Annotated in this window: 24 protein-coding genes and 1 pseudogene; 9 read left to right on the forward strand and 16 right to left on the reverse strand. The window is 61.8% G+C overall.

Annotated elements, in window-relative coordinates; translation table 11 throughout:
- The first annotated feature begins 12 nt into the window (after window positions 1-12).
- From trkA to hflX, 4 genes are all read left to right on the forward strand, one after another.
- Window positions 13-1,389 (forward strand): Trk system potassium transporter TrkA, encoded by a 1,377-nt coding sequence (gene trkA / locus ACQB61_RS08290; protein WP_430512245.1) that lies wholly within the window; start codon window positions 13-15, stop codon window positions 1,387-1,389.
- 92 nt (window positions 1,390-1,481) lie between these two features.
- The gene (locus ACQB61_RS08295; protein ID WP_430512246.1) at window positions 1,482-2,348 is read left to right on the forward strand and encodes a D-amino-acid transaminase; all 867 of its coding nucleotides are present in this window, start codon (window positions 1,482-1,484) and stop codon (window positions 2,346-2,348) included.
- A 175-nt stretch (window positions 2,349-2,523) separates the two neighbouring features.
- Window positions 2,524-2,781 (forward strand): RNA chaperone Hfq, encoded by a 258-nt coding sequence (gene hfq / locus ACQB61_RS08300; protein ID WP_019966324.1) that lies wholly within the window; start codon window positions 2,524-2,526, stop codon window positions 2,779-2,781.
- Window positions 2,782-2,916: 135 nt separating this feature from the next.
- Window positions 2,917-4,239 (forward strand): GTPase HflX, encoded by a 1,323-nt coding sequence (gene hflX, locus ACQB61_RS08305; RefSeq protein WP_430514328.1) that lies wholly within the window; start codon window positions 2,917-2,919, stop codon window positions 4,237-4,239.
- 218 nt (window positions 4,240-4,457) lie between these two features.
- Here hflX and mazG read toward each other — a convergent pair whose 3' ends face one another.
- Window positions 4,458-5,297: a nucleoside triphosphate pyrophosphohydrolase gene (mazG, locus tag ACQB61_RS08310; RefSeq protein ID WP_430512247.1), complete on the reverse strand. Its 840-nt coding sequence runs from the start codon at window positions 5,295-5,297 to the stop codon at window positions 4,458-4,460.
- 179 nt (window positions 5,298-5,476) lie between these two features.
- Here mazG and ACQB61_RS08315 point away from each other — a divergent pair, with 179 nt between their 5' ends.
- Window positions 5,477-6,808: a calcium-binding protein gene (locus ACQB61_RS08315; protein WP_430512248.1), complete on the forward strand. Its 1,332-nt coding sequence runs from the start codon at window positions 5,477-5,479 to the stop codon at window positions 6,806-6,808.
- 19 nt (window positions 6,809-6,827) lie between these two features.
- On the opposite strand, the pseudogene ACQB61_RS08320 reads toward ACQB61_RS08315, so the two are convergent.
- From ACQB61_RS08320 to ACQB61_RS08365, 10 genes and pseudogenes are all read right to left on the reverse strand, one after another.
- Window positions 6,828-7,792 (reverse strand): annotated as a pseudogene (locus ACQB61_RS08320) (ABC transporter permease).
- A gap of 173 nt (window positions 7,793-7,965) precedes the next feature.
- Window positions 7,966-8,889 carry an ABC transporter permease gene (locus ACQB61_RS08325; RefSeq protein WP_430512249.1) on the reverse strand — a complete coding sequence of 308 codons (924 nt, stop codon included), beginning with the start codon at window positions 8,887-8,889 and terminating at the stop codon, window positions 7,966-7,968.
- Window positions 8,886-9,374: an N-acetyltransferase family protein gene (locus ACQB61_RS08330; protein ID WP_430512250.1), complete on the reverse strand. Its 489-nt coding sequence runs from the start codon at window positions 9,372-9,374 to the stop codon at window positions 8,886-8,888. Before ACQB61_RS08330 ends, ACQB61_RS08325 begins: the two co-directional genes overlap by 4 nt.
- Window positions 9,358-10,176: an ABC transporter ATP-binding protein gene (locus ACQB61_RS08335; protein WP_430512251.1), complete on the reverse strand. Its 819-nt coding sequence runs from the start codon at window positions 10,174-10,176 to the stop codon at window positions 9,358-9,360. The genes ACQB61_RS08330 and ACQB61_RS08335 overlap by 17 nt, the downstream gene beginning before the upstream one ends.
- A complete protein-coding gene (locus ACQB61_RS08340; protein WP_430512252.1) occupies window positions 10,173-10,535 on the reverse strand; it encodes a hypothetical protein in 363 nt (120 codons plus the stop codon). Before ACQB61_RS08340 ends, ACQB61_RS08335 begins: the two co-directional genes overlap by 4 nt.
- 275 nt (window positions 10,536-10,810) lie before the next feature.
- Window positions 10,811-12,268, reverse strand: coding sequence for a dihydropyrimidinase (gene hydA, locus ACQB61_RS08345; RefSeq protein ID WP_430512253.1), 1,458 nt, complete (start codon window positions 12,266-12,268; stop codon window positions 10,811-10,813).
- A 68-nt stretch (window positions 12,269-12,336) separates the two neighbouring features.
- Window positions 12,337-12,807 (reverse strand): GNAT family N-acetyltransferase, encoded by a 471-nt coding sequence (locus ACQB61_RS08350; protein ID WP_430512254.1) that lies wholly within the window; start codon window positions 12,805-12,807, stop codon window positions 12,337-12,339.
- A gap of 111 nt (window positions 12,808-12,918) precedes the next feature.
- Window positions 12,919-14,169 carry a Zn-dependent hydrolase gene (locus tag ACQB61_RS08355; RefSeq protein ID WP_430512255.1) on the reverse strand — a complete coding sequence of 417 codons (1,251 nt, stop codon included), beginning with the start codon at window positions 14,167-14,169 and terminating at the stop codon, window positions 12,919-12,921.
- Between the two features lie 53 nt (window positions 14,170-14,222).
- Entirely contained in the window at window positions 14,223-15,719 is a 1,497-nt protein-coding gene (locus ACQB61_RS08360) for a CoA-acylating methylmalonate-semialdehyde dehydrogenase (RefSeq protein ID WP_430512256.1), read from the reverse strand.
- A 132-nt stretch (window positions 15,720-15,851) separates the two neighbouring features.
- On the reverse strand, window positions 15,852-17,186 hold the full coding sequence (locus ACQB61_RS08365) for an aspartate aminotransferase family protein (RefSeq protein ID WP_430512257.1): 1,335 nt from the start codon (window positions 17,184-17,186) through the stop codon (window positions 15,852-15,854).
- 421 nt (window positions 17,187-17,607) lie between these two features.
- Here ACQB61_RS08365 and ACQB61_RS08370 point away from each other — a divergent pair, with 421 nt between their 5' ends.
- The 3 genes from ACQB61_RS08370 to ACQB61_RS08380 are packed head-to-tail and all read left to right on the forward strand — an operon-like array spanning window position 17,608 to window position 18,994.
- The gene (locus ACQB61_RS08370) at window positions 17,608-18,276 is read left to right on the forward strand and encodes a TetR family transcriptional regulator C-terminal domain-containing protein (RefSeq protein ID WP_430512258.1); all 669 of its coding nucleotides are present in this window, start codon (window positions 17,608-17,610) and stop codon (window positions 18,274-18,276) included.
- Window positions 18,273-18,632, forward strand: a complete 360-nt coding sequence (locus ACQB61_RS08375) for a TetR family transcriptional regulator (protein ID WP_430512259.1) — start codon at window positions 18,273-18,275, stop codon at window positions 18,630-18,632. The genes ACQB61_RS08370 and ACQB61_RS08375 overlap by 4 nt, the downstream gene beginning before the upstream one ends.
- The gene (locus ACQB61_RS08380; protein ID WP_430512260.1) at window positions 18,590-18,994 is read left to right on the forward strand and encodes a TetR family transcriptional regulator C-terminal domain-containing protein; all 405 of its coding nucleotides are present in this window, start codon (window positions 18,590-18,592) and stop codon (window positions 18,992-18,994) included. Before ACQB61_RS08375 ends, ACQB61_RS08380 begins: the two co-directional genes overlap by 43 nt.
- A gap of 132 nt (window positions 18,995-19,126) precedes the next feature.
- Here ACQB61_RS08380 and ACQB61_RS08385 read toward each other — a convergent pair whose 3' ends face one another.
- On the reverse strand, window positions 19,127-19,384 hold the full coding sequence (locus ACQB61_RS08385) for a hypothetical protein (RefSeq protein ID WP_050471517.1): 258 nt from the start codon (window positions 19,382-19,384) through the stop codon (window positions 19,127-19,129).
- A gap of 232 nt (window positions 19,385-19,616) precedes the next feature.
- Between ACQB61_RS08385 and arfB the strand changes: the two genes are divergently transcribed.
- Window positions 19,617-20,069 carry an alternative ribosome rescue aminoacyl-tRNA hydrolase ArfB gene (arfB, locus tag ACQB61_RS08390; protein ID WP_430512261.1) on the forward strand — a complete coding sequence of 151 codons (453 nt, stop codon included), beginning with the start codon at window positions 19,617-19,619 and terminating at the stop codon, window positions 20,067-20,069.
- An 81-nt stretch (window positions 20,070-20,150) separates the two neighbouring features.
- On the opposite strand, the gene ACQB61_RS08395 is transcribed toward arfB, so the two are convergent.
- The 4 genes from ACQB61_RS08395 to ACQB61_RS08410 all read right to left on the reverse strand — a co-directional run bounded on the left by ACQB61_RS08395 (window position 20,151) and on the right by ACQB61_RS08410 (window position 23,292).
- Complete coding sequence (locus tag ACQB61_RS08395) at window positions 20,151-20,747, reverse strand: YitT family protein (RefSeq protein WP_430512262.1); 597 nt, start codon at window positions 20,745-20,747, stop codon at window positions 20,151-20,153.
- A 20-nt stretch (window positions 20,748-20,767) separates the two neighbouring features.
- Window positions 20,768-22,018, reverse strand: coding sequence for an NAD(P)/FAD-dependent oxidoreductase (locus ACQB61_RS08400; protein ID WP_430512263.1), 1,251 nt, complete (start codon window positions 22,016-22,018; stop codon window positions 20,768-20,770).
- Between the two features lie 164 nt (window positions 22,019-22,182).
- Window positions 22,183-22,527 (reverse strand): RidA family protein, encoded by a 345-nt coding sequence (locus tag ACQB61_RS08405; protein WP_430512264.1) that lies wholly within the window; start codon window positions 22,525-22,527, stop codon window positions 22,183-22,185.
- A gap of 3 nt (window positions 22,528-22,530) precedes the next feature.
- Window positions 22,531-23,292 carry a TetR/AcrR family transcriptional regulator gene (locus ACQB61_RS08410; protein ID WP_430512265.1) on the reverse strand — a complete coding sequence of 254 codons (762 nt, stop codon included), beginning with the start codon at window positions 23,290-23,292 and terminating at the stop codon, window positions 22,531-22,533.
- Window positions 23,293-23,297: the final 5 nt, after the last annotated feature.

Raw genomic sequence — 23,297 nt, forward strand, 5'->3', positions numbered from 1 at the left:
GACATGTGACCGATGAAGGTCGTCATTTGCGGGGCAGGGCAGGTCGGTTACGGCATTGCCGAACGTTTGGCTGCGGAACAGAACGATGTGTCTGTGATCGATTCGTCGCCAAAGCTGATTGCCGCCATCGGTGATCAGCTTGATGTGCGCGGCTTTGTCGGCAACGGTGCCCATCCGGATGTTCTGGCACAGGCCGGTGCCGACGAGGCGGATATGATCATCGCCGTCACCCTCTATGACGAGGTGAATATGGTTGCCTGCCAGGTGGCCCATTCCCTCTTCAATGTGCCGACCAAGGTCGCGCGCGTGCGCGCCCAGAGCTATCTTCAGGGCCGGTGGCGCAATCTCTTTGCCCGCGAAAACCTGCCCATCGACGTGATCATTTCGCCGGAGATCGAGGTGGGCGACATGGTGCTGCGCCGCCTGTCGCTGCCGGGCGCAGTGGAGACTATGCGTTTTGCCGATGATCAGGTCGTGGTTATCGGTGTCAATTGCGAGGACGACTGCCCGGTTGTCGACACGCCGCTGCGCCAGCTGACCGACCTGTTCCCGGACCTTGGGTCCGTGGTCGTCGGCATCAACCGCGGCGGCAAACTGTTTGCGCCCAAAAGCTCGGACAGCTTGCTGGTGGGCGACCTTGCCTATGTGGTGGCCCGCCGCGATCAGGTACGCCGTACCCTCGGCATTTTCGGTCACGAAGAGCCAGAGGCTACCCGTGTCGTCATTGCCGGCGGCGGCAACATCGGTCTGTACGTGGCCCGTGCCCTTGAACAGCGCCAGACGTCCACCCGGGTGAAGATCATCGAATCGTCCCGCGAGCGCGCCGTCGGTATCGCCAATGAACTGAAGCGAACCGTGATCCTTCATGGCAGTGCTCTGGACCAGGGGATCTTGGAGGAGGCGGATGTGGAAACCGCCGACACCATGATCACGCTGACCAATGATGACGAGGTGAACATCCTTTCCTGCGTCATGGCCAAGAAGCTTGGCTGCAAACGCAACCTGTCGCTGCTCAACAATCCAAGCTATCCGGCTTTCGCCAATGCACTGGGGATCGATGCCTTCATCAATCCGCGTGCCGTGACCATTTCCCGCATTCTGCAGCACGTGCGCCGGGGCCGAATCCGCGGCGTCCAGTCGCTGCACAATGGCGCGGCGGAAATCATCGAGGCAGAAGCGCTGGAAACTTCGCCGCTGGTGGGGCGCCCCTTGCGCGAAGTCGACCTGCAGGACGGCATTCGCATCGGCGCGGTGTTCCGCAATGGCAAGGTGCTGACGCCCAATGGTGACGTGCAGATTCAGGCGCGTGACCGGATTGTCATCTTTGCCATGGCAAACCGGGTGCGCCAGGTGGAGCAGATGTTCCGCGTCAGCCTTGAATTCTTCTGATCCGCCGGTCAGGATGTGCTGAAAGGGTACCCTTCCGTACCCGTCTCCCGCCTTGCCTGCCAACACTCCGGCCTTTGCCGTAAGGAGTTCTCATGAGCCGCATTGCCTATGTGAATGGACAGTACCTGCCGCACTCTTCGGCCGCCGTGCATGTGGAAGACCGTGGCTATCAGTTTGCCGATGGCGTCTATGAGGTCTGCGAGGTCTGGCAGGGCAATCTGGTGGATGCCCCGCGTCATCTTGCGCGTCTCGAGCGGTCCTGCAGTGAACTGCGCATCCCCATGCCGATGGAGCACAAGCCGCTGACGCTGGTGCTGAAGGAAGTGATCCGCCGCAACAAGGTGCGTAACGGCATCGTCTACATGCAGGTCACGCGCGGCGTCGCCCGCCGCGATCACTTCTTCCCGCTGACGCCGATTGCGCCGACGCTGGTGATCACGGCCAAGCCGACGAACCCGGCGGCTTCCGACAAGCAGGCTGAAACCGGTATTGCCGTTGTCAGCCACCCGGAAAACCGCTGGCCGCGCGTAGATATCAAGACCGTGGGCCTGCTGCCGAACGTGCTGGCCAAGCAATATGCCCGCGAGCAGGGCGCCAAGGAAGTCTGGTACGTGGATCAGGATGGCTATGTCACCGAAGGCGGTTCGACCAATGCCTGGATCGTGACGAAGGATGGCGTCCTGGTGACGCGCCCTGCCGAAAGCGGTATTCTGCGCGGCATCACCCGCAGCGTGGTTCTGGATCTAGTGGAGCGCGAGGGGCTGCGTTTTGAGGAGCGGCCGTTCACGCTGGAAGAGGCCAAGACGGCGCGGGAGGCTTTCGTCACGGCCGCCTCGACAATCTGCATGCCGGTGGTGAGTCTCGATGGGGCCTCGATTGGCAACGGCCATCCGGGAACCGTTGCGACCGAGCTGCGCAAGCAGTTCCACACCGCAACCCATCTTGATGAAATATATTGATGATATGAAATAGTGCTGGGGTAGCGGGCGAAACTTGTTGTAAACTTGCCCACCGGCGCCCGGTTCATCCGGGAGAGGCGCCTACGTTTGTGTTTTTTGCCTCGCTTGCTGGTCGCACAACAAGATCATGTCAGATGCCCCGGCCGCGGACGACAGAAACAGGATAAGAAGACTCATGGCTGAGCGTGCACAGAATCTGCAGGACACCTTCCTTAACTACCTTCGCAAGCAGAAAGTTCCGCTGACGATCTTCCTCATCAATGGCGTGAAGCTGCAGGGCGTGGTTACGTGGTTTGATAACTTCTGTGTTCTTCTGCGCCGGGATGGTCATTCCCAGCTTGTCTACAAGCATGCCATTTCGACCATCATGCCGAACGGCCCCGTGCAGCTGTTCGAAGGCGGTGAAGAAGGCGCCGAAAAAGCAGGCGCCTGATTGGCTCGCAAGAACAGACAGGCCGGAGAGGGCAGCTCCGGCAACGAATTTGAAGATCAGGACTGGCTGGACGGGGAAGACAGCCGGGGCAGGGACGGCGGCTTTAGTGAGCCTGTCGCCCATGGCGGTGAGCTTGTGTTCAAGGGCCCGTCTTCACGGGCGCTGGTGATTGAGCCGGTTCTGCCGGAGCGGCTTCCCAAGGGCTTTGAAGGCACGCCGCCACCGACGCGCACGCCTGAGGCGCGGCTGGAAGAGGCCATCGGCCTGTGCGCCGCCATTGAACTCGAGATCGTTTCCGCCTCCATCGCACGTATCCACACACCGCGTCCCGCGACTCTTTTGGGCCCCGGCAAGGTGGAAGAAATCGCGCGTGCAGCGGAAGAGGGCGAAGTGGACGTGGTCGTGATCGACCATGCGCTGACGCCGATCCAGCAGCGTAATCTCGAAAAGGCGATGAAGACCAAGGTGATCGACCGGACCGGTCTGATCCTGGAAATTTTCGGCGCCCGCGCCCGCACCAAGGAAGGCCGCCTGCAGGTCGACCTTGCCCATCTGACATGGCAGAAGAGCCGCCTTGTCCGCTCCTGGACCCACCTTGAACGCCAGCGTGGCGGCGTCGGCTTCATGGGTGGCCCCGGTGAAACCCAGATCGAGGCGGACCGCCGGCAGATTCAGGACAAGATCATGCGTCTTGAGCGGGAGCTGGAGCAGGTGCGCCGCACCCGTGACCTCCACCGCAAGAAGCGCAAGAAGATCCCGCAGCCCGTTATTGCGCTGGTCGGCTACACCAACGCCGGAAAATCAACGCTGTTCAACCGGCTGACGCAATCGGATGTCTTTGCCAAGGACCTTCTGTTTGCAACGCTTGACCCGACGCTGCGCCGCATTCGCCTTCCGCATGGACGAGAGGTGATCCTGTCCGACACGGTGGGCTTCATTTCCGAACTCCCCACTCATCTGGTTGCCGCTTTCCGCGCCACGCTGGAAGAGGTGCTGGAGGCCGATCTCATCCTGCATGTGCGTGACATTTCGCACGAGGACAGTGACGCTCAGTCAGTGGATGTTGGCCGCACGCTGGCGGACCTTGGTGTCAACCCGCAGACCGGTGCGCCGGTGGTGGAAGTGTGGAACAAAATCGACAACCTCGATCCCGAGCGCCGCGCAAAGCTGCTGGAAGCCAATGGTCCGGAAGGTGCCATCGCTCTTTCGGCTCTGACTGGTGACGGCATCCCGGCGCTGCTCTCACGCATCGAAGCCTTCATGGCCGTAGGCGACGACCGCTTCGAGCTGGCTCTACCGGTGACGGAAGGCGAGTTGCTGGCAGGTGTCTACCAGATCGGCGAAGTGCTGGAGCGGGTGGATGGCGAGGAAGTCATCGAGCTGACGGTTCGCATTTCCGACAAGCAGAAAGGCCCCTTCCGCAGCCGCTACGGCGCCTATATCTCCGGAGCGGATTGAGAGGGCTGCCGGAAACGGCCGGTGCCTTTGCCACACGAACAGCGGTCATCCCGGGCCGAACGCAGTGAGGACCCGGGATCCACTCGCTTGCAGAGCGCTTGAGAGGCTCTCAAGCCAGTTTGCCAAACTGTTTCGGCAAGGCATCCGCCGCTCTGAGAACGAGTACCTCCCGTCTCGCGCTGCGTTTGCCCGGGACGGTGCCTAGGTAATTAGCCGTCTTATTTCCCCTTCGCGGCCTGCCAGATTTCTTCCATTTCATCGAGAGTGAGCGCTTCCAGCGTGGTGCCGCGCCGGGCGGCTTCCGCCTCGATGGCGGCAAAGCGGCGGCGGAACTTGGCGTTGGTGCGCTTGAGGGCTGCCTCTGGCTCCACTTCGAGATGACGGGCTAGATTCGCCACGGCAAAGAGCACATCGCCCAGCTCATCCTTCACTGCTTCGGGCACGGAACCGGTGACCGCTGGCGGTGTGTGGTCCGTGAGTTCCGCTTCAAGCTCGTCCAGTTCCTCGCGGATCTTGGCAAAGACCGGAGCGAGCGTGTCCCAGTCAAACCCGACCTTTGCGGCGCGGCGCTGGATCTTCTCCGCTTCCATGAGAGCCGGAAAGGCGGAAGGCACGGCGTCGAGATAGCCGGGTTCTGTGTCGGGCAGGCCCATGGCGGCGCGGCGGGCCTTGCGTTCGGCCTTTTCCTCCGCCTTGATCTTGTCCCACATGCCCTTTGCCATGCCGGAGGAGCGTGCTTCCTCGCTGCCGAACACATGCGGGTGACGGCGGATCATCTTCTTCGTGATTGCCTCGACCACATCGGGAAAGCTGAAAGCCCCATCTTCCTCGGCCATGCGGGCGTGATAGACCACTTGCAGCAGGAGGTCGCCGAGTTCTTCGCGCAGATCATCCAGATCATTGCGGCTGATGGCTTCTGCCACCTCATAGGCTTCTTCCACCGTGTAAGGCGCAATTGTGCCGAAGTCCTGCTCCAGATCCCAGGGGCAACCGGTGACTGGCGTGCGCAGCGCCGCCATGATGTCGATGAGAACGGAGATATCGCGGCCAGGTTTCATGGGAGAATCCGGTAAGTAGGAAATGGGCTGGAGTTCCACGTGCCGGTGGCGCATGGCCTGGAGATATATGGCATATGAAGGCCGCGTAAGCCAATGTAGCCCTCTAACCTTCCATTAATGCAATGGTAACTTTTGCATCTCTACTCTCCTTATGGTTGCAATAAGGAGTGGGTGCAGCAATGTTTTCGGCAGCGATTAATGCGGCATCGTCCGCAGTTTCCTTCCTCAAAGGAGTTGAGGCAGGAAAGACCGGTAAGAATGAAGAAGCCAATCTGCTCTCAGCAGAAAGAGATAAGAATTCTGCGACTTTGGCCGGAGAACATGAAACGGGCTCAGCGCTGCGGCGAGAAGATCCTGTTCAGGCCAGACTGAAGAAGATCATGTCTGACATGGAGGCAGCAAGACGGATCATTTCCCAGCTGGAAGCGCTGAAGAACGGCGGAACACCCTCAGAATCGGCTGCCGCCAAAGACGATCCCGGCCGCGCCGCCTATAACAAGATCTTCGGCGGCGACGGTGACGATACAATCATGGCCGATGGAAAGGTCGATATCTACGGCGGTTCCGGAGATGACGTAATCATCAGCAACTTCTCTGGAGAGGTGGAGATTTTCGCTGAGGGCGGGATGCGTGTGACGTCCAATGGCAGCGGCAATGCAGACGCCGGGAGAGCTTTTGGCGGGTCAGGCGATGACAAGATCATTACCGGAGACCGGTCTTATGCTGATGGCGGGTCTGGTGACGATATCATTCGTGTGGGTGACAGGTCCTCCGCCGAAGGGGGCTCAGGTAACGACGTGATCTTTATCGGAGACCACAGCATTGCGTCTGGCGGTTCCGGTGATGACAGGATCAGGGCGGGTCGTCTTTCAATCCTTGACGGCGGTTCAGGAGATGACTGGATCTCAAGCGGAAACCATAGTTTGGCTAATGGCGGCAGTGGCGATGACATCGTGCATGGAGGGATGTATGCGACGCTGCAAGGTGGATCAGGCGACGATCTGGTTGCTGGCGCTTCGTATTCCAGGGTTGCCGGCGGTTCCGGAGATGACCGGCTTCTAGGGCATGAGTACTCAATTCTGGATGGCGGCTCCGGTGACGACACTCTGTTAGGTTCGAAGTATTCAATCCTGCGCGGTGGCACTGGCGATGATCAGCTGATAGGTCTTGACTATACGACCGTTGAAGGCGGGCGTGGTGACGACACGATTCTGCTGATGGGAAAAGGATCTACCGTCGTCTTTAATAAAGGAGATGGACACGATACGATTGGCTTATCCGGTGAAAAATTTACAGTTAAAGTCGGATCTGGCTATTCAGCCGAAGATGTTTCTTATTCGCCGGACAATCTTCGGATTTCGTTCAGAAATGGATCTGATTCCATATCGCTGCTCGGCTTAATGGCGGGCGCAACACTTGAGTTTGAAGACGGTACTAAACTTGAAATCCCCAGCCGCAACAATGCAGGCGGCGAGGTCCAGAATAGTTCGCCCGTAGACGTCACGGCCTGATGGCCCCTGGCATCGCTCTTCACCCCCGCTGAGAGGGATGCCAGAAGGTGGCGCGGCGCTCGACCGCTGAAACGGCGGCGTAGAACAGGGAACCGGCCAGCGCTGCCACGGCAATTTCCGCCCAGACCATGTCGAGGTTCATGCGTCCCACTTCCGTCGAGATGCGGAAGCCCATGCCGACGATGGGCGTGCCGAAGAACTCCGCCACGATGGCGCCGATGAGGGCGAGGGTGGAGTTGATCTTCAGCGCGTTGAAGATGAAGGGCATCGCCATGGGCAGGCGCAGCTTCACCAGCATCTGGCCATGGCTGGCCGCATAGGTGCGCATCAGGTCCTTCTGCATGGAATCGGCTGCGGCAAGACCGGCCACCGTGTTCACCAGCATGGGGAAGAAGGTCATGATGATGACCACAGCCGCCTTCGATGGCCAGTCAAACCCGAACCACATGACCATGATGGGCGCCACGCCGATGATCGGCAGGGCCGAGACCAGATTGCCGATGGGCAAAAGGCCGCGTTTCAGGAAGGGTACCTTGTCGGCAATGAGAGCCACCAGAAAACCGGAAGTACAGCCCGCCACATAACCGAAAATCACGGCCTTGAGGAATGTCTGCTGGAAATCGGCCCAGAGGATGGGCAGAGACCCGGCAATGCGCAGGCCGATGGCGGAGGGGCTGGCAACAGCACCTGCGGAACGCCCGCACCGACGGTGATCAGCTCCCACAGGGCCAGAAGCGTCAAGCCGAAGACGAGCGGGATGGCCATGTTGACAAGGCCTGCTGCCGTCCTGCCAAGCCCCTGCCAGGCCGACAAGCGGCTTGCCAGAAGCCAGGCTGACAGCCAGATCGCCGCTACCAGGGCCCAGAAACCGGGAGCAGCTTGCCCGCGGTGGTGATGGGCAACAGCAATCAGCAGCAGGGCGGAGATGCCGGTGACAATGCCGATGGCCACATCGCCGGTGCGGTTCTGCTGGAAGCCGAGCATGATGCGCACGCCCATGATCGCCATAAGGCTGACTGCAACGGCAACGCGCGGCATTTCGACCACGCCGAAATCCGGCGTGAAGATGGTGCTGGTGAGGCCAATGAGCGTGAGAAGCAGGCTGGCACCGGCAATGAGCGCCGTGCTCCTGAAGGAGGTGTTTTGCCGGGACTGGATCATCGGCTCATCCCCATGCGGCGGAGGGTGATTTTCTCGGCAAGGCCGATCAGCGATACGAGCAGGCCGGCAAGAACGGCGGCCATGATCAGGGCGGACCAGATCTGCACTGTCTGCCCATAATAGGAGCCAGCCAGCAGCCTTGCCCCGAGGCCTGCAACCGCGCCGGTTGGCAACTCGCCGACGATGGCGCCGACAAGACTTGCGGCGATGCCCACCTTCATGGAGGTGAAGAGATAGGGCACCGCATAGGGCAGGCGCAGCTTCCAGAAGGTTTCAAGCTTCGTCGCCGAATAGGTGTGCATCAGGTCCATGTGGATGACCTCCGGCGAGCGCAGCCCCTTCACCATTCCCACAGTTACGGGAAAGAAGGAGAGGTAGGTCGAGATCATCGCCTTGGGCAGAAGCCCCGAGATCCCGATTGCATTGAGGACGACGATGATCATGGGCGCAATCGCCAGGATCGGAATGGTCTGGGATGTGATCACCCAGGGCATGAGCGACTTGTCGAGCACCCGGCTGTGGACGATCCCGACGGCCAGGAGAATGCCGAGCAGCGTGCCAAGAACAAAGCCGGTCAGCGTCGAGGAGAGGGTGATGCCGGTGTGGTAGAACAGGCTGCGGTTGGAGGTGATGCGCTTGTTGACCGTCGTGTCCCAGATCTCCACCGCCACCTGCTGTGGCGAGGGCATGACGGGCCGCTCCTGCATCATCGTATCGGCGACAAGCTGGGTGAAGGGCACGTCCGTTTGCCCGGCGCGGGCATAGATGTCGCGCTGGAATGGTGCGTTGAGGGCAACGGTTGCCACATACCAGAGGCCGAGGATTGCCAGCAGGAGCGTGAGGACGGGCAGGGTGGAGCCACGCATCAGCCCGGCGAAGGGCGAGCGGCTTCGGGAAGCGGGAAGGGAGGAAGCTGTCATGCGGCGGTCCCTTCATTCTCTGGGGTCCAGACATAAAGAATGTCGGCCAAACCTTCTTCATTGTCTCCGGCTGTTCTAAGCTCCTCGCGAAACCCTTCGCGCTGATAGAACCGCTGCGCGTTTCTATTTTCCACAAAAGTCCAAAGCTTTAGCCCCTGCGGGCTCAGCGCTTTGGCTTTTCCCAGTAAGCTCGCGCCAAGACCAGCGTTCCGGAATTTTTCGTCGATATAGAAAGCGGTTATGTAACTATCATCGCTGAGAGCCAGAAAACCTGCCGCCTCACGATCCGGATTTTCGGCGAAATAGACAGTTCGATTTGGAAAGACATCTTGCCGATAATGACGTTCCACGTCCTCATGAGGATGCACACGCGGCATCCACTCCGTCGCATCTATCCAGTCATTGAGGATCCTGGCGCATGCAGGCATATCCGCAAGTTTAGCCAGACGAACCGTCAGGTGGCCCCTGTTAGTCATCATAGGCATGCCCCGCCTTCAGCCCCTCGCGCACGCGGTGGGCGATCCTCAGAAATTCAGGGCTCTCGCGCATGTCCAGCGTCCGCTCACGCGGCAGATCGCTCTCGATGATGTCATAGATCCGGCCCGGGCGCGGGCACAGGACGACGATCTTTGTGGAGAGATAGACCGCTTCGGGGATGGAGTGGGTGACGAAGACAACCGTCTTGTTCGTCTTGGCCCAGAGCTGGTGCAGCTGGTCGTTGAGGTGATCGCGCACGATCTCGTCCAGCGCGCCGAATGGCTCGTCCATCAGCAGGAGATCGGGCTGAACGGCAAGGGCGCGGGCAATGGATGCGCGCTGCTGCATTCCGCCGGAGAGCTGCCAGGGGTATTTGCGGGCAAAGCCGCCGAGTTCCACCAGCTCCAGTACCTGCGCAATGCGCTTTTGCTGCTCCGCCTTCGCAAGGCCCATGATCTCCAGCGGAAGGGCGATGTTCTTTTCGATGGTGCGCCAGGGATAGAGTGCGGCGGCCTGAAACACATAGCCGTATGAGCGGTCGAGCCGGGCATTTTCCGGCGTGGTGCCGTTGACGGCGATTTCCCCGGAGGTCTTCTGCTCCAGATCTGCAATGACGCGCAGCAGCGTGGTCTTGCCGCAGCCCGAAGGGCCGATGAAGGAGACAAAATCGCCCTTGGCAATGTCCAGATTGATGCCCGACAGGGCATGGACCGGCCCGTCATTTGTCTCGAAGGTCAGGCACAGATCCCGCGCCGAAATCACTGGCTGGGAGGAGGCTGGCTGCTCAACTGCTCCACTCGTCACGTTCATCGTTCCCCGCTGTTGCTGCCTCTCCGCTGCCGGATTTTTTCCGTGTCATGCGGAGTGCTTTTTGCCTGTCTGTAGAACACCATTGCCCCGGTCAAACTGGCCGGGAGGCAGATGGCCAGAAATACGCCCATGAATACCGCTGCGAACTCAAATGTGAAACTGAACCCGCCTTCACGCGCGCGCATCAGGCTTGCTGCGAACGTTGCCGTCACCAGCCCCATCGCGGTGCCGAGCAGCAAGTAGTTCAGCACGGTTACCCGGATGAACCGGGAAATCAGATAGAGCACAAGCGACGGGATCGGCGTCGTCAGGGCAGCAAAGATCAGGGCGAAGAGCGGAGCGTAGAAAAACTGCTCCACTCAAATGACGCGCTCCCCAGAGCCGCCAGAATAAAAAGCCCCAGCGCTGCCACCAGTGCCCCCAGTACAACGGCCACCAGCCAGGTTGCCAGAAACCGCGCCGCCGCAAATGCTCCCTTCTCGATCATCGTGCAGCTTTGTCCTTCTGCTCGTTCGGGTTTCGCGTTTTCCGGCACCCTGTCACGAGCGCTTCAGGCATTCTGTGATTTTGGCCACCTTAAGACACCTGAAAGCCGGATGGCCCAACTCTCCTGCCGGGCCATTCCGCTTTCCATTTACACCCCGCTCGCTGGAATGCCGGTGCGTTCCACCTTGCGGGGGGCGGTGAGTTCTTTCCAGGTGGACAGGGCCTTGTTGACCGCCTGATTGGGCGGGCGTTTGACGAATTCGCCATGACCTTCCTGCGGGCGTACCGTGCCATCCTCCACGGCCACACGGCCGCGGGTGAGGGTAAAGCGGGGCAGGCCCTTCACCTTCTTGCCCTCGAAAACGTTGTAGTCGATGGCTGACTGCTGGCTGGCAGCGGAAATGGTCTTTTCCTTCGCCGGGTCCCAGACCACGATATCCGCATCCGCGCCCACGAGGATGGCGCCTTTCTTCGGATACATGTTCATGATCTTGGCAATGTTGGTGGAGGTGACGGCGACGAATTCGTTCATCGTCAGGCGCCCGGTCGCAACGCCATAGGTCCAAAGCATGGGCATGCGGTCTTCCAGGCCGCCGGTGCCATTCGGGATCTTGGTGAAGTCGCCGATGCCAAATCGCTTCTGCTCCGAGGTGAAGGCGCAATGGTCCGTTGCCACCACCTGCAGCGAGCCGGAGGCAAGGCCGGCCCAGAGGCTGTCCTGGTGCTTCTTGTCTCGGAAGGGCGGGCTCATCACCCGGCGGGCGGCGTGGTCCCAATCCGGATGGCGGTACTCACTGTCATCCAGCGTCAGATGCTGGATCAGCGGCTCGCCATAGGCGCGGATGCCGTTCTGGCGCGCCCGGCGGATAGCCTCATGCGCCTGTTCGGAGGAAGTGTGGACGATGTAGACCGGCACACCGGCCATGTCGGCAATCATGATGGCGCGGTTGGTGGCCTCGCCTTCCACTTCCGGCGGGCGGGAATAGGCATGCGCCTCCGGCCCGTTGTTGCCTTCAGCCAGCAGCTTCTGCTGCAGTGAGGCGACCACGTCGCCGTTTTCCGCATGGACGAGCGGCAAGGCCCCCAGTTCGGCGCAGCGCTGGAACGAGGCGAACATCTCGTCGTCATTCACCATCAGCGCGCCCTTGTAGGCCATGAAGTGCTTGAAGGTGTTGATGCCCTTTTCGCGGACAATGGTCTCCATCTCGTTGAAGACCGTCTCGCCCCACCAGGTGATCGCCATGTGGAAGGAATAGTCGCAATGAGCGCGGGTGGACTTGTTGTCCCACATGGACAGTGCCTCCAGCAGCGACTGGCCGGGCGCTGGCAGGGCAAAGTCCACCACCATCGTGGTGCCGCCGGCCAGCGCCGCGCGGGTGCCGCTGTCGAAGTCATCGGCGGAATAGGTGCCCATGAAGGGCATTTCGAGGTGGGTATGCGGATCAATGCCGCCCGGCATGACATAGCAGCCCTTGGCATCCAGCACGGTATCGCCGGAGAGGTTCTTGCCGATTTCGGTGATCTTGCCGCCCTCGACCTTCACATCGGCCTCGTAGGTGAGGTCGGCGGTCACCACGGTTCCGCCCTTGATCACAGTGCTAGCCATGTCTGTTCCCCTTTTTCGTTCTCGCGCCGCTCCACCTTTTTGGCTGGTATCCGGCGGTTGTGATTGTGTCAGTTTGCGCCGAGGCTCCGGCTCATGAACAGGCTGTAGGGATTGGCCTCATAGGGCCCGAACGGCCCGCAGGGCGCATAACCGAAAGCCTTGTACATGCGCACCGCCTCCACATTGAGTTCGCCGGTTTCGAGATAGAGCAGCCGGACACCGCGCTCACGCGCCAGATCTTCGAGCTTTTCCATCAGCGCCCGCCCGGCACCCATGCCGCGTGCGGCCGGATCAACGAAAATGCGCTTCAGCTCGCCGCTGCCTTCTTCAAACCACTTCACCGCTCCGCAGCCAATCGCCTTGCCATCCACCTTGCGCACAACGATGAAGTCCACGTCAGCTTGCATGAGATCCTCAAGCGGCGAGCCGAAATTGCCTTCCGGCGGATAGAGGCTGTCCGCATAGGCATCCGACTGCGCCAGAAGCTCCAGAACCTCGGGCTGGTCAGGTGTTTCGATGGCGATGCGCAGCGATGTCATGCGGTGCTTTCTTTGGTTCGGTTGAAGAAACTGTGGTCGTCCACCCTATCCATCGTCATCCCGGATCTACGCTGCGCTTGTCCGGGATGACGATGGAGGGGGCGATTGCTTTCACTCCACGACCTCCGCCGTCTCCAGCACCGCATGCAACAGAACATCGCACCCCGCGCCGGCCCATTCCTTTGAAATCTCCTCCGCCTCGTTATGCGAGAGACCGCCCACGCAGGGGCACATGATCATGGTGGCGGGGGCGACCTTGGCGGCCCAGCAGGCGTCGTGGCCGGCGCCCGAAATGATGTTCATGTGGCTGTAGCCGAGCCGTTCGGCGGCGGAGCGCACGCTGGAGACGAGTTTCGGGTCGAAGGTCACCGGATCGAAATGGCCGACCGCCTCGACCGAACAGCCGACGCCGAGCGCCTCGCAGATGGTGGCAGCTTCCGCCTCGATGCGGGTGCGCATGGAGGTGAGCTTGGCAAGATCGGGTGTGCGGATATCGACGGTGAAGACCACCTGACCGGGCAGCACGTTGCGGGAGTTGGGCGAGAAGAACACCTGACCGACGCCTCCAACGGCGCCCGGCTGGTGATCCATGGCCACGCTCTGGACCATCTCCAGAATGCGCGACATGGCCAAACCGGCGTTGACGCGCAGATTCATCGGCGTGGAGCCGGTGTGCGCCTCGCGGCCCGTCAGGGTGAATTCCAGCCACCACAGGCCCTGGCAATGGGTGACGACGCCGATCTGCTTGCCTTCGGCCTCCAGGATCGGCCCCTGCTCGATGTGCAGCTCGTAATAGGCGTGCATCTTGCGGGCGCCCACTTCTTCCTCGCCCAGCCAGCCGATGCGCTTCAGCTCATCGCCATAGGTCTTGCCCTCCGGGTCCTTGCGGTCATAGGCATAGTCGAGGTTGTGCACACCGGCGAAAACGCCGGACGCCAGCATGGCGGGGGCAAAGCGGGCGCCTTCCTCATTTGCCCAGTTGGTGACGACGATGGGATGCTTCGTTTTGATGCTGAGATCATTCAACGTCCGCACCAGTTCCAGCCCGGCGAGAACGCCGAGCACGCCGTCATATTTGCCGCCGGTCGGCTGGGTGTCGAGATGCGAGCCCACATAGACGGGCAGGGCGTCCGGATCGGTGCCTGGCCGGGTCATGAACATGGTGCCCATCTTGTCGACGCCCATGGTCAGCCCTGCGTCCTCGCACCAGGACTGGAACAGCCTGCGTCCTTCGGCATCGGCATCCGTCAGGGTCTGCCGGTTATTGCCGCCCGCGACGCCCGGACCGATCTTGGCCATGTCCATCAGGCTGTCCCACAGCCGGTCCGGGTTGATCTTCAGGTTCTGTCCGAGTGCTGTCATCGTGCTCTGCCTTGAAAATTGCGCCGCTGGGGGATTGGGTCCTCTTGCCAGCCTCAGTCGAGGCTGGGGAAGGTGAAGACCGCGCCGTCCTTGATGCCGGCCGGCCAGCGGGTGGTCACCGTCTTGAGGCGGGTGTTGAAGCGAACGCCTTCAGGCCCGTAGATGGAATGATCGCCGAAGAGCGAGCGCTTCCAGCCGCCGAAGGAGAAATAGGCCACCGGAACCGGGATCGGCACGTTGATGCCGACCATGCCCACCTCGATCCGGTCGGCAAAGGCGCGGGCGGCGTCGCCGTCGCGGGTGAAGATGGCTGTGCCGTTGCCATATTCATGCGTGTTGATGAGGTCGAGCGCCTCGTCATAGCCCTTGGCGCGCACGACGGAGAGTACCGGGCCGAAGATCTCTTCCTTGTAGATGGTCATGTCCGGGGTGACCCGGTCGAACAGGGTGCCGCCGACGAAATAGCCGTTCTCATAGCCCTGCAGCGAGAAGCCCCGGCCATCAACCAGCAGCTCAGCGCCTTCCTTGACGCCCTGGTCGATGTAACCCAGCACCTTGCGCTTGTGGGCATCGGTGATCACCGGGCCCATCTCGGCGTCCTTGTCGGTGGCCGGGCCAATCTTGAGGGCCTGCACACGTGGCACCAGCTTTTCGATCAAGGCATCGGCGGTCTTCTCGCCAATCGGCACGGCGACTGAAATGGCCATGCAGCGCTCACCGGCAGAGCCGTAGCCTGCGCCCATCAGCGCGTCGGCGGCCTGATCCATGTCCGCGTCGGGCATGATGATCATGTGGTTCTTCGCCCCGCCAAGCGCCTGCACTCGCTTTCCATGGGCCGTACCGGTGGCATAGACATATTCGGCGATCGGGGTGGAGCCGACGAAGGACACGGCCTTCACATCCGGATGGGTGAGCAGCACATCCACGGCTTCCTTGCCGCCATGCACCACGTTGAGCACGCCTTCCGGGAATCCAGCCTCACGGAACAGCTCATACACCACCATGACAGCAGACGGGTCACGCTCGGACGGCTTCAGGATGAAGGTGTTTCCGCAGGCAACGGAGATCGGATACATCCACAGCGGCACCATGGCCGGGAAATTGAACGGCGTGATGCCCGCGACAACACCCAGCGGCTGGCGGTCGCAATAGCTGTCGATGGCGGGCCCAACGTTGCGGGCGAAGTCGCCCTTCAGCAGATGCGGGATGCCACAGGCAAACTCGACAACTTCGATGCCGCGCGCGACTTCACCAAGGGCATCGTCATGGGTCTTGCCATGCTCGGCGGAGATCGCCCTTGCGATGTTGTCCGCATTCGCGCTCAGCAACTCCTTGAAGCGGAACATGAACCGCGCACGCTTCAGCGGCGGCGTGTCACGCCAGGCAGGGAAGGCGGCCTTGGCTGCGGCGATGGCAGCGGCCACATCTGCCGCGCATGACAGGCCAAGCTCGGCCACCTGCTCGCCGGTTGCCGGGTTGAACACGGGCGAAACCTTGCCGGAGGTGACGGGCGTTTCCTTGCCGGCGATGATGTTGTGAATGGTCTTCATGGGTCGCGTTTCCGGGTTCTGCCTTTGGGCGCGCAAGTGAGGGTCTGGCGGCGGTCTGGCTTCGTCTTGTTGTATGTGCGGGGTATTTGTGGCGCGTCAGGGCAGGCGGTCCCGCCCCGACGCACGGCTTCGTCAGATGTTGTTTTCCAGCACCTTGCGCAGCTTGCCGAACAGCTCGTCGATCTGTTCCTTCGAGATGATCAGCGGCGGCGACAGGGCGATGATGTCGCCCGTGGTGCGGATGAGCAGGCCATCCTCATAGGCCTTCAGGAAGGCGGAGAAGGCGCGCTTGGTTGGCTCGCCGGGGATTGATTCCAGCTCAATGGCGCCGATGAGGCCAAGGTTCCGGATGTCGATCACATGCGGGCAGTCCTTCAGCGAGTGCACCGCCGCTTCCCAGTAGGAGGCAAGATCGGCTGCGCGGGTCAGAAGGCCCTCTTCCTCGTAGGTGTCGAGGGTGGCAAGGGCTGCGGCGCAGGCGACCGGATGGGCCGAATAGGTGTACCCGTGGAACAGCTCGATCATGTGATCGGGGCCGGTCATGAAGGTCTCATAGATCTGCTTGGTGCAGAACACGGCGCCCATCGGAATGACGCCCGAGGTGATGCCCTTGGCCGTGGTGATCATGTCCGGCATCACGTCGAAATATTCGGTGGCGAACGGCGTGCCGATGCGGCCAAAACCGGTGATCACCTCATCGAAGATCAGCAGGATGCCATGCTGGGTGCAAAGCTCGCGCAGGCGCTTGAGGTAGCCCTTCGGCGGGATCAGAACACCCGTGGACCCAGCCACCGGCTCGACGATGACGGCAGCGATGGTTGAGGGATCATGCAGCTGGATGACCTTGATCAGATCATCGGCGAACTCTGCGCCATGCTCCGGCTCGCCGCGCGAGAAGGCGTTGCGGACGGGATCATGGGTGTGGCGGATGTGATCGACACCGGTCAGCATGGTGCCGAAATGCTTGCGGTTGTTGACAATGCCGCCAACGGAAATACCGCCGAAGCCGACACCGTGATAACCGCGCTCGCGGCCGATCAGGCGGGTGCGGCTGCCCTGGCCGATGGCGCGCTGATAGGCGAGGGCAATCTTCAGCGCCGTATCGACGCTTTCCGAACCCGAATTGGTGAAGAACACGTGGTCCATCGGCGAGGGCAGCATGGCGGCAAGGCGGGCCGCCAGCTCGAAGGCCTTGGGATGGCCCATCTGGAAGGCCGGCGCATAGTCCAGCTCGGCGATCTGCTTCTGCACCGCTTCCACGATGCGGGGGCGCGAGTGGCCCGCGTTGCAGCACCACAGACCGGCTGTGCCGTCCAGCACCTGGTTGCCCTCGGCGGTGGTGTAATGCATGTCCTTGGCCGCGACAAACATGCGCGGTGCCTTCTTGAACTGGCGGTTCGCCGTGAACGGCATCCAGAAGGCTTCCAGATTGTTGGGAATGGCAGCGGACGCGGCCTTGTCAGACATAGTTCCTCCTTGCCGGTTCCGGCCCGATGCGGCACGGAAACACGGTCGTGGCTGCAGCAAACTTGCACACGGGTTCGGCTTCAGGCGAACACGGGTAACGTGAGCCTAGCAGTGCCGGGCACGCTTGTCCGTCATCGTCTTGCGATTTTGCACCTGCGCTGTTCCCTTCATGGCCTGCCGCAGTCTTCTTGCCGCGTGCGGGCCGGTCGATCTCTGGATATGCCCTGTTCGGGGTCTTGTCTTTTGCCGGTCAGGCCGCTTCGAGAGGACCCGAAAGAAACCTGACCAATTGGTCAAGGAGCGTATGAATCCTTGACCAGACGGTCAAGATGATAATTTCATCGGCAGGATGAAAATCTGATCACGGACGCGCCGCGCCGCAATATGCTGACGGCATGGTTCAACACGGAAGCGGGGGCGAATGGAGCGCAAACCATCCAGCCGGAGCGCCGCAAGGGCGGAGACCGAACGGGCGATCCTTGAGGCTGCCGAAACCGTGTTTGCCGAACACGGCTTCCGTGGCGCGACCACGGGCATGATCGCGGCCCGGGCGGGCATCCCGAAGGCGAACCTGCATTACTACTTCGCCACCAAGGAGGCGCTGTACCGCCAGGTGGTGGAGAACATCTTCACGATCTGGCTGGAAGCGGCCAATTCCTTCGATGACTGCGAGGATCCGGAAGAGGCGCTGACGCGCTACATCACCACCAAGATGGATATCTCACGTCAGCATCCGATGGGGTCCAAGGTCTGGGCCAACGAAATCCTGCACCGGGCGCCGGTCATTCAGGACTATCTTGAAACGACCTTGCGTGATTGGACGGCCAGCCGTATCGCCATCATCGACAGGTGGGTGGCCGAAGGGCGGATGGACCCGGTGGACCCGCGCACGCTGCTCTACATGATCTGGGCCACGACCCAGCATTATGCGGACTTCATCCATCAGGTTGAAACGCTGAACGGCGGCGCTCCGCTGTCGGAAGAGCAGTTCGCCTTGGCCCGGGAGAACGTGGTGCAGATCGTGCTATCGGGCGTCGGAATAAGGCCCAAGGCTTGCGCCAGGGCCAAGGGTGGAGACAGCCCCGCATGACGGATCAGACCTCTTCCGGCCATCCCCCGGCGCGCAACCGCACCCAGCGCCCACGCACCCGCACGGCCCGCAACACGGGAGCAGCCGCGCAGAACGAGGACGGCAATCTCAGCCGCATTCAGGAAATGAACCGCAGCCGCCTTCTGGATGCGGCGCTGGCCGAGTTCTCCCGCCTTGGCTTTTCCGGCGCGACGCTGGACGCCATCGCAGGCGGAGCGGGCATGTCCAAGTCGAACCTGCTCTACTATTTCCGCTCCAAGACCGAGATTTACGAGGCTGTACTCGCCTATATTCTCGATGTGTGGCTTGCCCCTTGCGCCGTCTTGATCCCGAGGGCGATCCAGCGGCGGAGCTGACCGCCTACATCCGCCAAAAGCTGCAAATGTCCGCCGATCTGCCGGAAGCCTCGCGTCTCTTTGCCAATGAGGTGCTGCAGGGCGCTCCGCGCATCCGCAAGGTGCTGGAGGAGGATCTGAAGGAGCTGGTGCGCGAGAAGGCCGGTGTCATTTGGCACTGGATGGACAAAGGGCTGATCCGGCCTGCTGATCCGGTGCATCTCATCTTCATGATCTGGGCGATGACCCAGCACTATGCCGATTTTGAAACCCAGATCCGCATGGTGACCGGCAAATCGCTGGAAGACCCGGAGTTCCGGGAAGGGGCGGCAGAGACAGTCTGCGGGCTGGTGCTGTCTTCGCTGGGTCTGAAGGCCACCTGAACGTATAAAGCTGAAACGCAAAAGGCTGCGACGCCAGTGGCAGCGCCGCAGCCCTTGCGGGAGATCAGATGTCTTGTGAGACCGCGGAATACGTCAGGGCGGGGAACTCCTGACGGGATGGGCGGTCAAGGCTCAGCCCTTCTTCTTGTGAAGCGCCGTGCCCGAGGCACTGGAGGCCGTGCCGCTGCTTGCGGACTTCTGCTGTGTCTTGCCCGTCTGGGCGGCTGCGGCCGGTTTGGTGGCCGAAGTCTTCGTCAGCAGCTGCGTCTGGTGCTGTGCAGGTGCTCCGGTGTCCGCACGCTTCATCGTGGTGGCTGCGAATGCGCCGCCTGCCATGGTGGCAAGGAAGGAAGCGGCAAGAACCGGGGCAATCATCTTCTGCAGTTTCATTTCACCAACTCCTGGGTTATCAGGCCATAAGGACCTGCAGGAAGCATCCGCCTTGCCCGGAGCGGCGCGTGGAGCGCTGTGGGGGAGGGCTTGGCTTGGCCGCTCCGGAAGGCAAGATCAGCATCCGCCTTTCCAGACATTCTGCCAAGCCATTGTTTTGTTAAATCTTTTTAAGGTGGATGCGCGCAATTCCGCCGCAATCCGGGCGGCCGGCAGCAAAGGAGGCGGGACAATGGCGGAAGACAACGGCATGCCGCCGCGCGGCCGCATTCCCGTGACCGGAAGGCTCTTCATTGAGGAGGCCGACCTGCGGGAGGATTTCATCCGGGCGTCCGGGCCGGGTGGACAGAACGTCAACAAGGTTTCGACCGCCGTGCAGCTGCGCTTTGATCTTTCCGGCAACACCAGCTTGCCGGAGGATGTGAAGGCACGCGCTGCCGAACTTGCGGGCAGCCGCCTGACGCGCAGTGGTGAGATCATCATCCAAGCCGACCGGTTCCGCACCCAGCAGATGAACCGGGACGATGCGCTGGCGCGCCTGATCGAGCTTCTCGCCCGCGCTGCCCACCGGGACAAGCCCCGCAAGGCCACCCGTCCAACCCTCGCTTCCAAACGCCGCCGCGTTGAAGGCAAGAAGCACCGCGGCAGCATCAAAAAGATGCGCGGCAGCGGGCCAGTGGAATAGGGAGGTGGGCTATAGGCAGCAGTTCAATAACTCATGAAGAGGTGATTTTATGAGTTATAGCGCGAGTGGCTATGGCCCAACTCACGCCTCCTGAGGCTTCGGCAGGCGGAAGTTCCAGGCGATCAGCAGGTTCATGATCAGCGCGCCCATCAGCGACCAGATCAGTTTGTCCGGCGCGATGACGAAAAGGGCACCGGTGAAGATGAGCGCATCCAGCGCCATTTGCACCCAGCCGGCCGGGATACCTCGCGTTTCCTGCAGATAGAGGCCGAGAATGCCGATGCCACCGGCGCTGGCCTTGTGGCGGAACAGGGCAATGAGGCCGATGGAGCAGCAGCAACCAGCCAGAACGCCCGCCAGTGGCACAGGCAACTGCTGGAAGGTGACCAGCTCTGTCAGCAGTGGCGACAGCAGCGAGATGCCAGCCACAGAAATCAGCGTGCGCAGGGTAAAGCCAGGTCCGCGCCGCCGCCAGGCCAGCACATAGAAGGGCAGGTTGACGCAGAAGAACACCAGACCAAAGGGCAGGGGCGTTGCCATGGAGATAAGAACAGAAAGCCCTGCCAGCTGCCCTGTCACCAGCCCGGCGGCCTTGAGGAAGACGACGCCGAGGCTGGTCATGACCACGCCGAAGGCAAGGCCTTGAACGTCATCGAAAATGTCTTTGGCTCTAAACATGGCCGGAGCGGCTCCGAAAATCAGGAAAGCTGGCTTGCAGGGGAAAGAGCGTGGGGCAGCGTGCCGGGAGTATCCTGCTTCAACTCCCCGTCCAGCGTACGGGCGAGGATATCCGCCGTGACAGGGCCCAATGTAAAGCCCTGATGCCCGTGGCCGAAGTTCGCCCACAGGCCTGTTTCACGCGGCACCGGGCCAACCATGGGCAGCATGCCCGGAAGGCAGGGGCGGGTGCCGAACCATTGAGGCTCCTCGATGCGTGGCCCCAGATCGATCAGCCCGCCAACGCTGGCCTCGGCCCGGCGCAACTGGCGCGGATCAGCCTTGGCGCCATGGGCCACAAGCGCCGCCCCCGAAGAAAGGCGCAGGCCCTTGCGCATGCCTGCCACAACGATGCCGTTCGCTGCATCCAGGAAAGGACGGCGTGGCATCTGCGGGGCCTGATAGTGGGCGTGATAGCCGCGCTTCAGCACCATCGGCACGGCTATGCCAAAGCGCGCCAGCAGCTGCCTGGTCCAGGGGCCAAGGCAGAGCACCACGGTTTGCGCGCTGACCGGCCCCTCCGCGCCCGCAACCTGCCAGCCGGATGATGTCCGCCGCAACATGGCAGCATCAGCGGCGGCGATTGTCCCGCCTCGGGCTTCAAAGAGCGCGGCATAGGCCTTGGTGAGGCCGCCGGGATCGGCGCAACTCCAGCTGCCCGTGTAGTGAATGACACCAGCGGGAGCTTGCAGCAGCGAAGGCTCCTCGCGCATCCATGCAGCCCCGGTGACGGCACGGAACGGCACGCCATAGGCTTCCTGCAACCGCCGGGCCTCTCCTGCAGCAGCTTCAAAGGCCTTCGGGTCACGATGCAGAATGGCCAGCCCCTCACGCGCAATCAGGTTGCCGCTGCCGGAGGCTTCGATCAGCGGATCATGGGCAGCGCAGGCCTGTGCTGTCAGCTGGCTATAAACAGCAGAGACCGCCCGGTGGCGCGCCGGGGCTGACGCCCGAAAGTAGCGCCACAGGGCAGGGGCCATTGCGGCAATGCCGGCCGGGGACCAGACAAGATCATTGCTGCCGCCGAGCGCGTAGCGCAGCAGCGTGAGCGGATCGCGCGGCATGGCATAGGGCTCTGCCGCCTCGGCCTGAATGACACCGGCATTGCCATAGCTGGTTTCTTCTCCAGGCGCGCCCCGGTCAGCCAGCACCACCCGGTGCCCGCGCCCTTGCAGCGCCAGCGCGGTTGAAACGCCAACCATACCGGCGCCTAGCACGATAATGTCCTGCATGAATGGAGTTCCTTGAGAGCGGAAAATCAAGGCCACAGAGACCGGCCGTCCCCCGCGCCGTCCCGGCCTTGTGCCGGGACCTGTCAGGTGCGTTGTCAACCGTCCCTTACAGGTCCCGGATCTTCGCTTCACGGCATCCGGGATCACGCGGTATCTGAGCGCCCTTACGCCTGCGCGATGACGGTGATTTCCAGCTTCGCGTCAATCATTAGCCCTGACTGGACCGTGGTGCGGACGGGCAGGGGATCGGAGAAGAATTCCGCATAGGCCGCATTGAAGGCGGCGAAGTCCTTCGCGTCCGTCAGATAGCAGGTGCAGGAGACCACATGAGCCATGGTCAGGCCCTCACCTTCCAGCGTTGCCTTGATGCGCGACAGGCAGTTGCGGGTTTGCGCCTCGATGCCTTCGGGAATGGAGCCATCGGCAGCAAAGCCGAGTTCTCCCGCCAGATAGACGGTGGAGCCGGCGCGGCGGACCTTGGAGAAGGGAAGTTTTGCAGGTGCGGTCATGGTTCAGTCCTCTGTCTGGGTGGAAGAATGTTTGCGGCTTTCCGCAAGCGCGGACAGGCCATTGATCAGCAGATCAAGCAGGAACTCATAGCTGGCGCCGTAGGGCACTTGCGTGCCGTTCTGCCAGCGCAGCACAAAGATGCGGTTGGCAATGTCCGGCAGGGCGGCATGGGTCAGCGGGTAGAGGGCTGGGTCAATGGCGGCCACCTGCTGCTGGAAATGGCTTTCCCAGCCGCTCCGGTCGCCTTGCGGGCCCGGCGCAAGCTCCATGGTGACGAAGCCGCCAAGCCCGCCGATCAGCGCGTTGAAGGCGCGGGTCAACTCATCCTCGCGAAACCCGCCATCGCGCAGGGCGGCAAGCACGGTTTCCACCCAGCCGAGATTGGCAACGCCGTTCGACTGCATTTCCGCCCCCAGCATCGGCGCGAGGTTGGGGTGTTCATGCACCAGCGCCCGGTAGCCGAGAAACACCTGCCGCAGCCGCAGGCGCCAGTCCGCCGAGCGGTCAAAACCGGCAGGCAATGCACTGGTGATCGTGCCGGAAATGGCGGCAAACAGGTCTTCCTTGGTGCCGCCAACGTGCCAGTAGATGACATTGGGCGAAACCTGCAGCGCTCTTGCCAGCTCGCGCAGGGAGAAACCGGCAAGGCCTCTCTCGTCGATCTGTGCAATCGCGGCCGCCACGATCTGCTCCCGTGTCAGGCCAACGGACGCGGCCCGCCCGCGTGGCGGCTTTGCAGGTTTGAGGCCGTCTTCTGCCGCCATTTTTC

Source organism: Pannonibacter phragmitetus, assembly GCF_050510895.1.
In the GTDB taxonomy this organism is placed as follows: Bacteria; Pseudomonadota; Alphaproteobacteria; order Rhizobiales; family Stappiaceae; genus Pannonibacter; species Pannonibacter phragmitetus_B.

What these genes read in the sequence shown, in the direction of transcription:
- ACQB61_RS08350 (WP_430512254.1), bottom strand. Translation starts at nt 12,807, where the DNA reads ATGACATCGCTGCGCATCGCCATCGAAACACCTGACCAGCCCGAGGTT.
- ACQB61_RS08295 (WP_430512246.1), top strand. Translation starts at nt 1,482, where the DNA reads ATGAGCCGCATTGCCTATGTGAATGGACAGTACCTGCCGCACTCTTCG.
- ACQB61_RS08385 (WP_050471517.1), bottom strand. Translation starts at nt 19,384, where the DNA reads ATGAAACTGCAGAAGATGATTGCCCCGGTTCTTGCCGCTTCCTTCCTT.
- ACQB61_RS08400 (WP_430512263.1), bottom strand. Translation starts at nt 22,018, where the DNA reads ATGCAGGACATTATCGTGCTAGGCGCCGGTATGGTTGGCGTTTCAACC.
- hfq (WP_019966324.1), top strand. Translation starts at nt 2,524, where the DNA reads ATGGCTGAGCGTGCACAGAATCTGCAGGACACCTTCCTTAACTACCTT.
- ACQB61_RS08315 (WP_430512248.1), top strand. Translation starts at nt 5,477, where the DNA reads ATGTTTTCGGCAGCGATTAATGCGGCATCGTCCGCAGTTTCCTTCCTC.
- arfB (WP_430512261.1), top strand. Translation starts at nt 19,617, where the DNA reads ATGGCGGAAGACAACGGCATGCCGCCGCGCGGCCGCATTCCCGTGACC.
- trkA (WP_430512245.1), top strand. Translation starts at nt 13, where the DNA reads ATGAAGGTCGTCATTTGCGGGGCAGGGCAGGTCGGTTACGGCATTGCC.
- mazG (WP_430512247.1), bottom strand. Translation starts at nt 5,297, where the DNA reads ATGAAACCTGGCCGCGATATCTCCGTTCTCATCGACATCATGGCGGCG.
- ACQB61_RS08370 (WP_430512258.1), top strand. Translation starts at nt 17,608, where the DNA reads ATGGAGCGCAAACCATCCAGCCGGAGCGCCGCAAGGGCGGAGACCGAA.
- ACQB61_RS08365 (WP_430512257.1), bottom strand. Translation starts at nt 17,186, where the DNA reads ATGTCTGACAAGGCCGCGTCCGCTGCCATTCCCAACAATCTGGAAGCC.
- hydA (WP_430512253.1), bottom strand. Translation starts at nt 12,268, where the DNA reads ATGGCTAGCACTGTGATCAAGGGCGGAACCGTGGTGACCGCCGACCTC.
- ACQB61_RS08330 (WP_430512250.1), bottom strand. Translation starts at nt 9,374, where the DNA reads ATGCCTATGATGACTAACAGGGGCCACCTGACGGTTCGTCTGGCTAAA.
- ACQB61_RS08355 (WP_430512255.1), bottom strand. Translation starts at nt 14,169, where the DNA reads ATGACAGCACTCGGACAGAACCTGAAGATCAACCCGGACCGGCTGTGG.
- ACQB61_RS08375 (WP_430512259.1), top strand. Translation starts at nt 18,273, where the DNA reads ATGACGGATCAGACCTCTTCCGGCCATCCCCCGGCGCGCAACCGCACC.
- ACQB61_RS08395 (WP_430512262.1), bottom strand. Translation starts at nt 20,747, where the DNA reads ATGTTTAGAGCCAAAGACATTTTCGATGACGTTCAAGGCCTTGCCTTC.
- ACQB61_RS08335 (WP_430512251.1), bottom strand. Translation starts at nt 10,176, where the DNA reads ATGAACGTGACGAGTGGAGCAGTTGAGCAGCCAGCCTCCTCCCAGCCA.
- ACQB61_RS08360 (WP_430512256.1), bottom strand. Translation starts at nt 15,719, where the DNA reads ATGAAGACCATTCACAACATCATCGCCGGCAAGGAAACGCCCGTCACC.
- ACQB61_RS08410 (WP_430512265.1), bottom strand. Translation starts at nt 23,292, where the DNA reads ATGGCGGCAGAAGACGGCCTCAAACCTGCAAAGCCGCCACGCGGGCGG.
- ACQB61_RS08405 (WP_430512264.1), bottom strand. Translation starts at nt 22,527, where the DNA reads ATGACCGCACCTGCAAAACTTCCCTTCTCCAAGGTCCGCCGCGCCGGC.
- ACQB61_RS08325 (WP_430512249.1), bottom strand. Translation starts at nt 8,889, where the DNA reads ATGACAGCTTCCTCCCTTCCCGCTTCCCGAAGCCGCTCGCCCTTCGCC.